The sequence below is a fragment of the Ruminococcus sp. AF17-1AC genome, from assembly GCF_003461385.1.
Classification (GTDB): Bacteria; Bacillota; Clostridia; order Oscillospirales; family Ruminococcaceae; genus Hominimerdicola; species Hominimerdicola aceti.
In genome coordinates this window covers 18,545-31,590 of sequence record NZ_QTWZ01000005.1, presented here as the reverse complement: position 1 = coordinate 31,590, position 13,046 = coordinate 18,545, and the positions used below count along the sequence as shown (strand labels likewise).

The window sequence follows — 13,046 nt, the reverse complement described above, 5'->3', positions numbered from 1 at the left end:
GCTTCGACTGCCACAACTGCACGGACGCTTTGCCACAACTTGTCGCTGACTTACCGTTGGCAATCAGCGACAAGTTCGTGGATATATTGTGCGGTTCAATAGTGGCAAGAGCGCGGTTTTGTAACCGTTAAAGTGCGGTTTTAAGTCAGTGCAGTTGCGGTTCTGTGGGCGGTATATACATTTTTCTATCCAAAATAAACCCCATAATACCTGCAAGCCTTTATCATAAAATCCTCGCTCACATCAAAATGTTGCGCAAGCAGATAAATACTGTCCAGATTTTTCTTTATGGCTTTGATAAGCTCGCTTTTCGGTATCAGATTTTCTATCGCCCACTTGTCTGCACGGTATTCATGCTGTGAGATGTTGTCTGCTGTGGCGTATCTGTTGTAAAATGCACCCTTTATGCAGTGACCTATCTCGTGAGCAGTGCGCTCCTTCAAAAGCCTTGCGGGCGTCTGGCTGTCTATGCCGATCGCACAGCCTCCTGCGCCAAAAAGCGATATCGCCCCGCACTTTGGACAATCAATAAAATCTATAGTTATGTTCTCTCTACTGCAAATATCATACAATTCCTGTATGTTCGTCATCTCTCACTTTTCACCAGCCTTTCTGCGCTTTGCTTCCTCTCTGAGCATGACCATTTCTGCATACTGCTTGACCTCGTCAAACATTTCGTCTGTCACTCCAAGCGTGCCGTTGAATAATGCATATTTCAGCTTCGTGTCAAAATCTTCTTCCCTGCCAGATATAAGATATTGTACGCTCACTCCAAATCTGTTCGCTATCTTTGTAGAATTCTCTGCGGACAGTCGTTCCGTCCTGCCTTTGCTCAGCTCAGATAAACAACTCCTCGTTATAGACAGCTCCTTGCACATCTGCGATACCGTAATATGGTTCTCCTCGCATAGTTCTTTTATCCTTTTGTACATTTCGGTCATATTTTCTTCCTCCAATTGTGACCATTTCACAAAAATACAGAAAACTGTATCAAATTTGCTGATAGCTATTGACTTTTGCAGAAACCTGTAGTATACTATATGTATCGTTAGTACAGATATCTGCATAAAATCTGGCTTTGATATAATTATAATACATTTCTCTGTAAAAGTCAAGAGGATAAACCGCCCCCCTTTTTGACATCTCCGCCCCGAGAAATATACAGAAAACGGTTATCTGAAATGTCATTGCTTTATTTTATTTACAGTATATCATACTAACTGTCCAAATGTCTGTACAAAAAGGCGAAAGGAGAAAAATGTACGATAATATAGATTATTCCGTAGAGGTAAATTCAATAAAAAGGCTTGCGCCCTCAGCGAGCCGATATAATTTCAGAAGCGGTGGAAGCAGAGTTAATACAGCCGCACTGCGAAAGCTTTCACAGTATCGCAAACTAAGGTGGCAGGAGTGGAAGCTTAAAGAAGATATCTGCGAGATGTCCTCACAACTTGCAGCAGTAGGGGAGTATTGCGGACGGATAGCCCACCGTGGCAGAAAGCTCACCGACCTGTGGCTTGAGCTTGCCAAAGTGCAGCTGCGATTGAGAGAATGCGAGGAGCTTGCAGAAAAAATGCCAAAACGCTACCGTGCCGTGGTGAAAAGCAGATACTTCGACGGCAGCAAAAAACACCCGCCTGAGTGGGGAAGTTCCGCCGCAGAGTTCGGCTTTCCCTTTGGAGGAGAAGAACTGCGCAGGCGAGTGACAAAGTGCCTGAATGAAATATGCAATTAATAAAACACCTTACACAAGGTAAGGTTTAAATGCTCGCCACGGCGAACATATAGCTTTCCCAGCATATCATGCCTATGGGCGGAAATAAAAAAATCCGCTACCATAAATGATAGCGGATTTGGTGCAGGTGCAAGCACCCACAAAGTAAAAATAACAATTAACTACACCTAGCGGCGTAATAGTAAGATTTAAAAGAAAGATGGGCGTAAAATGCCCACCACGGCGAACATATAACTCTCCCAGCATATCACGCCTATGGGCGGAAATAAAAAATCCGTTACTATAAATGATAGCGGATTTGGTGCAGGTGCAAGCACCAACAAAGTAAAAATAACAACTCAACTACACCAAGCGGCGTAGTCGTAAGATTTAAAAGAAAGTTGAGCGTAAAATGCCCGCCACGGCGAGTGGCTGGTGCGCCTGACAGGAATCGAACCTGCGACCTCAAGAGTCGGAGTCTTGCGCTCTATCCAACTGAGCTACAGACGCATATAAGGAGCGGAAATCCGCTCCTTGTTTTTTTATAAATTTTTTATCTAAGCTTAGCTCCGCATGGCAAGTCCTGATCCGGGAAAATAACGCTTGCCGCACCGTCAGGTGTGTCAGCCGCACATATCATGCCGTTTGACTCAACTCCGCAAAGCTTCACAGGCTTCAGATTGGCTACAATAACTACCTTCTTGCCAATAAGATCTTCAGGCTTGTACCATGCCGCAATGCCCGATACTACCTGCCTGCCGCCAAAACCATCGTCAAGCTGTAAGCAAAGAAGCTTCTTGGACTTCTTTACCTTCTCGCAGTCCTTAACAAGAGCAACTCTCAGATCTACCTTTGCAAAATCATCTATGGTTATCTCGTCAGCTATAGGCGCAGGCTCAAATCCATCATCAGCCTTTTCCTCAGGCTCTGCATTGCTGCCTATTATCTTGTTAAGCTCCTCTATCTCCTTGTCAACGTCAATTCTTGGGAAGATGATCTCACCCCTGTGAACTGTAACGTCAGCAGGAAGTACACCAAACTTGCCAGCGTTCTCGTATGTGATGTCGCTCTCAGCCGCACCTATCTGCTCCCATACCTTTGGCATTGTTGTAGGCATAAAGTTGCTGAGAAGCGTTGATACTATCCTGATAGTTTCAAGCAGATTGTAAAGAACTGTCGCCAGTCTTGCCTTTTTGCTCTCGTCCTTGCCAAGTACCCATGGAGCTGTCTCGTCAATGTACTTGTTAGCCCTGGATACTACCTTGAATATTTCAGCCAAAGCATTGTTTATCTGAGTCTTGTCCATGAACTCGTCGACCTTTGCTCTAAGCTCTTCAGCCTCAGCTATAAGCTCAGCGTCAAATTCGCCGACCTCTCTGTCAGCAGGAAGCGTGCCGCCAAAATATTTGTCAGCCATAGCTACAGTTCTTGAAACAAGATTGCCAAGACCATTTGCAAGGTCAGAGTTTATTCTGTTTATCATTATCTCGTTTGAGAATGAGCTGTCTGCACCCAAAGCCATTTCACGAAGAATGTGGTATCTGATAGCGTCAGCACCATATCTCTCGCCAAGAATGAACGGGTCAACAACGTTGCCCAAAGACTTGGACATCTTCTGTCCGTTGAATGTTATCCAGCCATGTACAGCAAGATGCTTAGGCAGTGGAAGATCAAGCGCCATAAGCATTGCAGGCCAAATGATAGCGTGGAATCTCATGATATCCTTTGCGACCATGTGAACGTCAGCAGGCCAGAACTTGTCAAAATCATTGTACTGCTCGTTCCAGAAACCAAGTGCAGAAATATAGTTAGAAAGTGCGTCTATCCAAACGTAAACAACGTGCTTGTCATCAAATGTAACAGGAATACCCCACTTGAAAGTGGTCCTTGATACACAAAGATCCTCAAGACCGGGCTTGATAAAGTTGTTTACAAGCTCAGTGGCTCTTGTCTTTGGCTGGAGATAATCTGTCTCAGTGAGAAGCTTCTCTATCCTCTCAGCAAAAGGCGACATCTTGAAGAAGTAAGCCTCCTCCTTAGCCTCTGTTACCTCTCTGTGACACTCAGGACAACAGCCGTTCTCATCAAGCTGTGACTCAGTCCAGAAGCTTTCGCAAGGGGTGCAGTATTTGCCCTTGTATTCGCCCTTGTAAATGTAGCCCTTGTCATAAAGAGCCTTGAAGATCTTCTGAACAGTTTCAATGTGATAATCGTCAGTAGTTCTGATGTATCTGTCATAGCTGATGTTCATGTAGCTCCAAAGCTTTTTGAAAGTCTTGACTATCTCATCAACATATTCCTTAGGTGTAACACCCTTTTCAGCAGCCTTCTGTTCGATTTTCAGACCATGCTCGTCAGTGCCTGTGAGGAACATGACATCATAGCCCTGCATACGTCTGTATCTGGCAATAGAATCGCAGGCAACAGTGGTGTAGCAGTGACCGATATGAGGATTACCTGAAGGGTAGTATATCGGGGTAGTGATATAAAACGGTTTTTTCTCCATATAAAGGACCTCCGTAAAAGAATTTGCATAAGCAGCATTTCTTATATTATACTACTTTACAGTGGTTTCGTCAAGCGGTAAAGCGATTTAAGTGAGGAGTTAGGAGTGAGGAATGAGGAATGAGCAAAGCCTACCAAAGTTGTGCCCCCTGCATCGAGCGTAGCGAGAGATAAAACGCAGGCTCAAGCCCGGCGTTAGAGGGCTTGCAGGGTCAAGGGACAGAGTCCCTTGCGGAGTTTGAGGCAGAGCCTCATTCGGCGTAAGCCGACAAGGTGCAGATTAAGTGAAAAAAGCAAAAGAAAGTATGTACTATTATAAATGTAATATCGGAGCACAAAATCTGCACCGCCCACCCTCGCCCTGAGCAAATGTAAATCCGCAAAGAGCGTAGCGATTTTGCGGCATAACAAACCATAGCAATCAAATGTAGGGGCTGGCGCCCTCGACAGCCCACCCCCCTTGACATTTCGCATTATTGTTTATCTCACAACCCTTGATAACCCCACAAACATCGGTAGGGGCGAACATCGTTCGCCCGTGCTCAGAACTTGCATAAATTCTGAATCATAGAGGACACCACCCGATTTGTGCTGATTTAACAAATAATTCATACACATTTCGTATAAAAATGCTATAATAAAAAGGTTAAAGTATAAATTCTAAGAAAAAGTAATTCTAAGGTGGGAATCGTAAAATGGAAGAAGTAAGAGAAAATAAAATGGGAACGCAGCCCATAGGCGATCTGCTGTTCAAAATGTCCCTGCCGATCATGATATCCATGCTCGTGCAGGCGCTCTATAATATCGTTGACAGCATATTCGTTGCCAAAATAAGCGAGGACGCACTCACTGCCGTGTCACTGGCTTTCCCTGTGCAAAATCTTATGATAGCCCTCGGTGCAGGCACTGGTGTCGGTATCAACGCACTGCTGTCAAAATCACTTGGTGAGAAGAATTTCAAGCAGGCTAACAGCGCCGCCAATAACGGCATTTTCCTTTGCCTTGTGAACTTCGCTATCTTCGTGGTTTTCGGTGCATTTTTCACTGAGATCTTCTATCGCTCACAAACCTCAAGCAAAATAATTATCGAATATGGCGACCAGTACCTCACTGTCATCAGCCTGCTAAGTATCGGTCTTTTCTGTCAGATGACTATGGAAAAGCTTTTGCAGGCAACAGGTAAAACTATCTATTCAATGTATACTCAGGGAATAGGCGCAGTGATAAATATTATCCTCGACCCTTGCTTTATCTTTGGCGTGGGCTTCTTCCCTAAGTGGGGCGTAACAGGTGCGGCTGTGGCTACCTGTATCGGTCAGTTCACCGCTGCAGCCTTCGGACTTTTCTTTAATATGAAGTTCAACAAAGAGATAACCATAAACCTTGTGAAGTATAGACCGCAGGCAAAAATAATCAAGAAGATCTACGCTGTCGGTCTGCCGTCCATCATAATGCAGTCTATCTCTTCTATCATGACATACGGCATGAATAAAATACTTATCGGCTTCTCAAACACTGCCGCCGCAGTTTTCGGTGTGTATTTCAAGCTTCAGAGCTTCGTTTTCATGCCTGTTTTCGGACTTAATAACGGTCTTATCCCTATCGTTGCCTATAACTATGGTGCAAGAAAGAAAAAGCGTATCACAGGTGCAATAAAATACGCCATGATATATTCTGTGTCTATCATGATAGTCGGAACTATCATAATGCAGATTTTCCCTGCACAGCTTCTGAAACTCTTTGACGCAAGCGATAATATGCTAAGCATAGGCGTAACAGCCCTGCGTATAATCAGCACACACTTCTTCTTCGCAGGCTTTGATATAATCATAATCTCATCATTGCAGGCTCTCGGCAGGGGACTTTCCTCTATGCTCGTTTCATTTACAAGACAGCTTGTTGTGCTTCTTCCTGTGGCGTATCTTCTTTCCCTTACAGGCAAGCTTGACGCTATTTGGTGGGCGTTCCCGATAGCCGAAATATTCTCGATCCTGGCGTCGCTGTTTTTCCTTAGAAGAGCCTACAACGCTGAAATAAAACCAATGGCAGACTAACTAGGAGGTATTTTTATGCGTCTTATTTTTATCAGACACGGCGATCCCGATTACGTTCATGATACCCTTACAGAAAAGGGCAAGCGTGAAGCAGAGCTTCTTGCACAGCGTGTAAAGAATTGGGACGTTTCAAAGTTCTATGTTTCTCCCCTTGGCAGAGCGCAGCTCACAGCGGAATATTCCCTGAAACTTCGTGGGGATACCGCTGAAACTCTCCCATGGCTGAGAGAATTTAACGGCATAATACCCACCTCTGACGGAGGACATCGTATCCCATGGGATATGTACCCCACCGAATGGGCGGATAAAGAGATATACTATGACCAAAATAATTGGTTCAAGTCCGACTATATGCAGACAGGCAATGTTGAAGAACAGCTTAAATGGGTGCATGAGGGTATTGATAAGCTTCTTGCCGACCATGGTTATATCCACGAGAACGGTATGTTTCGCATCGAGAAGCACAGCGATGAAACCCTTGTGTTCTTCTGTCACTTCGCCGTATCAATGGTGATAATAGGACATATTCTTGGCATTTCCACCATGAATATGTGGCACGGCTTCAATATGCAGCCTACCTCTGTGACGGTCCTCGGCTGTGAAGAGCGTGAGGGCGACTATGGCTTTTTCAGATGCCACGTCATGGGCTGTACAAAGCACCTTGCAGGCGGCAACGAGCCTATCTCCAACGCAGGCTACTTCACCGACGTTTTTCAGGATTAAATAAACCCGTAAGGGTGACTTTTTCGCTCGCATATTATTGCATACAAAAATATCCTCTAACCGCTCTGTTATTTCAGGGCGGTTATTTTATTGTGCGAAACCTTAGTTTAATATAATAAAACAGTCAAAGAAAACGTTTTCTTCTAAATATGACTATCGTTAGATAACAACATATTCATAATTTGTGAAAAAGCACAACAAAAGCTTCGTGTTTTCGTTGATTTTTTAGCTTACTTTATGTAAACTAAATGCTTTTACCCCCTTGACTTTACTTTCAAAAGGGCTTATAATATCCCATAGCTTAAAAAGAGTATGGGTTTCATATTTTTATATATGTGCCTATGAGAGCATGAAGTTTAGAAGAATAAAAGGAGAGTGAAAGAATATGTTCCAGCTTCAATGGATATGGCACAATCTGAAAGGCTACCGAAAATTCTATGTAACAGCCCTTGTGCTGTCTATCGTATGCAACGCCCTGTATCTTACCACACCTTATTTCAGCAAAGAGCTTGTGGATAAGTTTCTTTCAAGCAAGGACGCACTTTTTAATCTTGAGCATGAAAGAAAGCTGTTCTGGCTGCTGCTTGCAGGCATGGTGGGCTTTACCTTGGTTAGAACTATCTGTCAGTACACCTGCAACATGACCTATGAATTATCATCTCAGGGCATGATATACAGAATAAGGACACACCTTTTCAGACGTATCGAAAATCAGGATATGGAGTTTTATGACCGCAACCGCACAGGCGACCTTATGACAAGACTCACAGGCGACCTTGATATGGTGCGCCATGCAGTGGCATTCGTTTTTAAAGGTATGCTTGAATCATGTTCGCTGTTTATAGCCTCATCAGTTTATTTTTTTATGGTAAGCTGGAAAATGGCACTTCTTCTGCTGGCTGTTACACCGTTTATATTCGGTGTGGTGGTGCTTCTTGATAAAAAGGCAAAGCCGGTCTACGTTGACCTTCGTGAGAAACTGTCTAAAATGAATACAGACGCTCAGGAGAACATCTCAGGCAACAGAGTTGTAAAAGCCTTCGCCCGTGAGGACTATGAGATAGAAAAGTTCCAAAAAGCCAATAAAGAATATTCTGACGCCAACAAAAAAGCGTCACTGCTGTGGCTTAAATTCTTCCCTTATATGGAAGCTTTCGCAAACGCCTTGTCAGTTGTAATGCTCCTTGGCGGTGGATTTTTCCTTATAAAAGGGGAAATAACAATGGGCGAGTATGTTGCTATCTCAGGACTTATCTGGGGCATCGCAAACCCTGTCAGAAACCTTGGTATCTATGTGAACGATATGCAAAGGTTCATGGCTTCCGCAATGAAGGTCATCGAGATATACTATGCAAGACCTATCATCACCGACCGTGAAGACGCAGTTGACCAGACAGAAAGGCTTCACGGAGATGTCGAGTTCAAGGACGTTACCTTTAAGTTTGGCAAGCATATAGTCCTTGACGACGTGAATTTCAAAATAAAAGCAGGTCAGACAGTTGCCATAATGGGCGAAACAGGTTCAGGCAAGACTTCGCTTATAAATCTCATTCCAAGATTTTATGATACCAACTCAGGAGAAGTCCTTGTGGACGGTGTGAATGTAAGAAAGCGTAAGCTCTCACAGCTCCGCTCACAAATAGGCATGGCAACGCAGGACGTTCTGCTTTTCTCAGATACCATAGACGGCAATATCGCATACGGCGACTCTGATATGTCCGAAGAGGACGTTAAGCACTATGCAAAGCTTGCGGCGGCAAACGAGTTCGTTGAGAAAATGCCTGACGGCTATGAAACTATCGTAGGCGAGCGTGGCGTAGGTCTTTCAGGCGGACAAAAGCAAAGACTTTCCCTTGCAAGAGCCTTAGCCATAAAGCCTGCTATTCTTATCCTTGACGATACCACCTCCGCCGTGGATATGGAAACAGAAAAGTATATTCAGGACAGCCTTAGAAACCTCGATTTTCCATGTACAAAGATAATAATAGCCCAGCGTATCTCCTCCACCAAAGACGCTGATATGATAATAATCCTCGATGACGGCAAGATAACCGAAATGGGTACTCATGATGAGCTTATCGCCAAAAAGGGATACTATTACGAGGTGTTCAAGCTACAGAACGATGGCTTCGGAAAGGAGGCGGTCTAAATGGCAAGAAACCGTTATGACGTTGACGAAGTTCTTGAAACCCCATTTGACTTCGCCCACCTGAAACGCTCCTTTGTGTATATCAAAAAATATAAGGGCAAAATGATAACCGCCCTTATGCTGAGCGTGTTCGCCGCAATATCAGGACTTCTCGGACCGCTCATCACCCAGTACGCTCTTGATAATACCATACCGCAGAAAAATATGGGACAGCTCGTCCTGCTCACCCTCGCATTTATCGGCACTATAGCCGTGTCCATAACATTCTCCACTATCCGTTCAAGGATAATGACAGTTGTTGGTCAGGATATAATCTTCGATATCCGTACCGACCTTTTCAAGCATTTGCAGGAGCTTCCATTTGAGTATTACGATAACCGCCCACACGGCAAAATTCTTATAAGAGTTGTAAACTATGTAAACTCCGTGTCGGATATGCTCTCAAACGGTATCATCAATGTTATACTCGAGTGCCTTAATATGCTTTTCATCATGATTTTCATGTTCTTTGTGAATGTGAAGCTGTCATTGGTGGTGCTTTCGGGTCTGCCGATATTTGCAGTCATAATGATGATGATAAAGAAAAGACAGCGTAAAGCATGGCAGGACGTTTCAAACAAATCCTCAAACCTTAACGCCTATTTGCAGGAAAACATCACAGGCGCAAGAGTGACCCAGATATTCACCCGTGAGGAAGAAAACGCCCAGATATTCGACAGACTTTCCGAGAAATATCGTAAAAGCTGGATAAACGCCGTGAAATATTCTAACCTTGTTTGGCCTGCTACCGACAACGTTTCTACTCTTGTGAGAGCCGCAATATTCGTGGTGGGTCTGCTTGTTCTGACCCCTGCGGCAGTGAGCCTTGGAACTATCGTTGCCATGACAAGCTATGCTTCAAGCTTCTGGCAGCCTATCATGAACCTGTCAAACATCTTCAATAACTTCATCAACAATATCGCATACCTTGAGCGTATCTTTGAGACCCTTGACGAGCCTGCCACTATCGCAGACAAGCCGAACGCTCAGGAGATCGGTGATATCACAGGCGAGGTAAAATTTGATGACGTTACATTCAGCTATGAGCAGGGCAAAACAGTTTTGGAGCATATCTCCTTTGACGTTAAGCCGGGCGAAAGCGTTGCCCTCGTTGGACCAACAGGCGCAGGAAAATCTACAGTAGTTTCTCTCCTGTCAAGATTTTATGACCTGGACAGCGGTAAAATAACCATAGACGGCAAGGATATAAGTCAGGCGACCTTGCATTCCCTCCGCTCACAAATGGGCATAATGCTTCAGGACAGCTTTATTTTCAGCGGCACTATTTACGATAATATCCGCTACGGCAGACTTGACGCAACGGAAGAAGAAATAAGAGAAGCCGCAAAGATAGTCTGCGCAGACGAGTTCATAAGCGAAATGAAAGACGGCTATATGACCGAGGTCAACGAGCGTGGCTCAAAGCTTTCAGGCGGACAGAAACAGCTTATCTCCTTTGCAAGAACGCTCCTCTCCGACCCGAAAATACTTGTCCTTGACGAAGCAACTTCATCAATAGACGCACGAACAGAAAAGCTCCTTCAGCAGGGACTTCAAAGACTTCTTGTTGGCAGAACTTCATTTATTATCGCACATAGACTTTCCACTATCAAAAACTGCGATAAGATAATGTATATCGACAACAAAGGCATTGCCGAGTGCGGCACTCATGACCAGCTTATCGCAAAGAAAGGCGAATATTACAAGCTTTATACCGCACAGCATATGGACGAATAAAATAGCATAAAAACACGGGCGAACACTGCCCCCTGCAAATGTGGCTATCCACATCTGTAGGGGCGAACAGCGTTCGCCCGTTTGTTATTTCACCCTGTTATCACGTTGTTTATCTTTACTTTATCGCTATCTTATCCAACGTTTCCCCAACCTTGTCATGGATAACAAGGTCGCAGGAGCCGTCCATGGAAGTCTTGTCCCGATTTATCAGCACAAGATTATCCCCCTGAAAATATCTCACCATTCCAGCCGCTGGATAAACTGTCAGAGAAGTGCCTGCAATAATAAGCGTGTCGCACTGAGATATATCTCTCACCGCCTCCGTCACAGTTTTATCATCAAGCCCCTCCTCATAAAGCACAACATCAGGCTTTATTATTCCGCCGCAGGTGCATTTCGGAATGCCTGTGCTGTTTAAAATATCCTCCGCAGTGTAGAATTTTCCGCAGTCCATGCAGTAGTTGCGGTGTACGCTTCCGTGAAGCTCCAGCACCTTTTTGCTTCCTGCCGCCGTGTGAAGTCCGTCAATATTCTGCGTTATCACCGAAGAAAGTATGCCTGCCCTCTCCATTTCCGCAAGCTTGTAATGCGCCTTGTTAGGCTTTGCCGTCAGACAAAGCATTTTGTCACGGTAAAAATCATAAAATGCCTTTGTGTGCCGCATGAAAAACGTGTGGCTGAGTATCTGCTCAGGGGGATAATCATATTTCTGATTGTAAAGTCCGTCCACCGACCGAAAATCAGGAATGCCGCTCTCTGTTGATACCCCTGCTCCTCCGAAAAATACTATCCTGTGTGACTTGTCTATTATCTGCTGCAGCTCCATTTCTATCACTCCTATGAAAAATGCGGTCTATACCGAAGCACAGACCGCATTGATTATTTACGATATTAGTCGATCTTAACGATCCAGCCGAACTCGTCTGGTATCTTGCCCCACTGAATGCCTGTCATTGTATCATAAAGCATCTGTGAAACAGGGCCGATCTTGTTGTTGTTTATCTCCATTACCTTGTCGCCCCACTTAAGATGACCAACAGGTGAGATAACAGCAGCAGTGCCTGTGCCGAATACCTCGTCAAGCTTTCCGTTGTCATAAGCCTCAGCGATCTCCTCGATAGAGATCTTTCTCTCGCTTACCTTGTAGCCCTTCTTCTTGCATATCTCGATAGCAGACTTTCTTGTGATACCGGGGAGAACAGAGCCAAGAAGCTGTGGTGTAACAACTTCGCCGTCAATAACGAAGAAGATGTTCATTGAGCCAACTTCCTCAACATACTTTCTCTCAACACCATCAAGCCAAAGTACCTGCTCGTAATCCTGCTCGTGAGCTTCTTCCTGACCCGCAAGCGAGATAGCGTAGTTAGCGGCTGTCTTAGCAAAACCTGTACCGCCTCTTACGGCTCTTACATACTTGTTCTCAACATAGATCTTAACAGGGTTAAGACCGGTTGAATAGTAAGCGCCTGAAGGTGAAAGAATAATGATGAACAGATAGTGGTCAGCAGGCTTAACACCTACATATGGGTCAACTGCGATGATAAATGGTCTGATGTAAAGGGAAGCACCCTCAGTGTGAGGAACCCAGTCCTGCTCCATTTTAACAAGAGTTTTCAGAGCGTAGAGCATATCTTCTTCGTTTATCTTAGGGATGACCATTCTCTCAGCAGAGTTGTTCATTCTCTTGAAGTTCTCCTGCGGTCTGAAAAGCTGAACAGAGCCGTCAGCAGTACGATAAGCCTTAAGGCCCTCGAATATCTCCTGACCGTAGTGCAGGCACATAGCAGCAGGGGAGAGTGAAAGGTCGCCGTAAGGCACGATCCTAGCGTCATGCCAACCCTGACCTGCGTCATAATTCATAACAAACATATGGTCAGTAAAAATGTGACCGAAACCAAGCTTTGTCTCATCAGCCGGTTTTTCCTTTGGAGTAGTGGTACGTTCGATCTTGATATCTAACATACAGATCCTTCTTTCTTAAATTAATGATCGGCTCGGCAAGCGAACCTTTACCACATATATTATAATACTTATTGTGATCTTTTTCAAGAGGTTTTGCAAAAAAAAATTCTTTGTCACAGGAAAAATATGCAGGATAACATTTTGAAAACTGCATTTTTATACA

Annotated in this window: 10 protein-coding genes and 1 tRNA gene; 5 read left to right on the top strand and 6 right to left on the bottom strand. The window is 44.5% G+C overall.

What is annotated here, in order from left to right; translation table 11 throughout:
• Window positions 1-185: 185 nt before the first annotated feature.
• Together DWW81_RS04820 and DWW81_RS04815 are read right to left on the bottom strand one after the other, a co-directional pair.
• The gene (locus tag DWW81_RS04820; protein WP_117896897.1) at window positions 186-590 is read right to left on the bottom strand and encodes an ImmA/IrrE family metallo-endopeptidase; all 405 of its coding nucleotides are present in this window, start codon (window positions 588-590) and stop codon (window positions 186-188) included.
• A gap of 3 nt (window positions 591-593) precedes the next feature.
• Window positions 594-941: a helix-turn-helix transcriptional regulator gene (locus DWW81_RS04815; protein WP_117938682.1), complete on the bottom strand. Its 348-nt coding sequence runs from the start codon at window positions 939-941 to the stop codon at window positions 594-596.
• Window positions 942-1,258: 317 nt separating this feature from the next.
• On the opposite strand from DWW81_RS04815, the gene DWW81_RS04810 reads away from it, so the two are divergent.
• The gene (locus tag DWW81_RS04810) at window positions 1,259-1,735 is read left to right on the top strand and encodes a hypothetical protein (RefSeq protein WP_117876569.1); all 477 of its coding nucleotides are present in this window, start codon (window positions 1,259-1,261) and stop codon (window positions 1,733-1,735) included.
• Between the two features lie 412 nt (window positions 1,736-2,147).
• Here the strand turns inward: DWW81_RS04810 and DWW81_RS04805 are convergent.
• Together DWW81_RS04805 and metG are read right to left on the bottom strand one after the other, a co-directional pair.
• Window positions 2,148-2,224 (bottom strand) — tRNA-Arg (locus DWW81_RS04805).
• 43 nt (window positions 2,225-2,267) lie between these two features.
• The gene (gene metG, locus DWW81_RS04800) at window positions 2,268-4,220 is read right to left on the bottom strand and encodes a methionine--tRNA ligase (protein ID WP_117896895.1); all 1,953 of its coding nucleotides are present in this window, start codon (window positions 4,218-4,220) and stop codon (window positions 2,268-2,270) included.
• 694 nt (window positions 4,221-4,914) lie between these two features.
• Here metG and DWW81_RS04795 point away from each other — a divergent pair.
• The 4 genes from DWW81_RS04795 (at window position 4,915) to DWW81_RS04780 (ending at window position 10,921) form a co-directional block, all read left to right on the top strand.
• A complete protein-coding gene (locus DWW81_RS04795; protein ID WP_117896894.1) occupies window positions 4,915-6,273 on the top strand; it encodes an MATE family efflux transporter in 1,359 nt (452 codons plus the stop codon).
• Between the two features lie 15 nt (window positions 6,274-6,288).
• A complete protein-coding gene (locus DWW81_RS04790; protein WP_117896893.1) occupies window positions 6,289-6,996 on the top strand; it encodes a histidine phosphatase family protein in 708 nt (235 codons plus the stop codon).
• Between the two features lie 385 nt (window positions 6,997-7,381).
• Window positions 7,382-9,145, top strand: coding sequence for an ABC transporter ATP-binding protein (locus DWW81_RS04785; protein WP_117896892.1), 1,764 nt, complete (start codon window positions 7,382-7,384; stop codon window positions 9,143-9,145).
• A complete protein-coding gene (locus DWW81_RS04780) occupies window positions 9,146-10,921 on the top strand; it encodes an ABC transporter ATP-binding protein (RefSeq protein WP_117896891.1) in 1,776 nt (591 codons plus the stop codon).
• Between the two features lie 115 nt (window positions 10,922-11,036).
• Here the strand turns inward: DWW81_RS04780 and DWW81_RS04775 are convergent, their stop codons facing one another.
• Together DWW81_RS04775 and DWW81_RS04770 are read right to left on the bottom strand one after the other, a co-directional pair.
• Complete coding sequence (locus DWW81_RS04775) at window positions 11,037-11,747, bottom strand: NAD-dependent protein deacylase (protein ID WP_117896890.1); 711 nt, start codon at window positions 11,745-11,747, stop codon at window positions 11,037-11,039.
• Window positions 11,748-11,812: 65 nt separating this feature from the next.
• Window positions 11,813-12,883 (bottom strand): branched-chain amino acid aminotransferase, encoded by a 1,071-nt coding sequence (locus DWW81_RS04770; RefSeq protein ID WP_022287915.1) that lies wholly within the window; start codon window positions 12,881-12,883, stop codon window positions 11,813-11,815.
• Window positions 12,884-13,046: the final 163 nt, after the last annotated feature.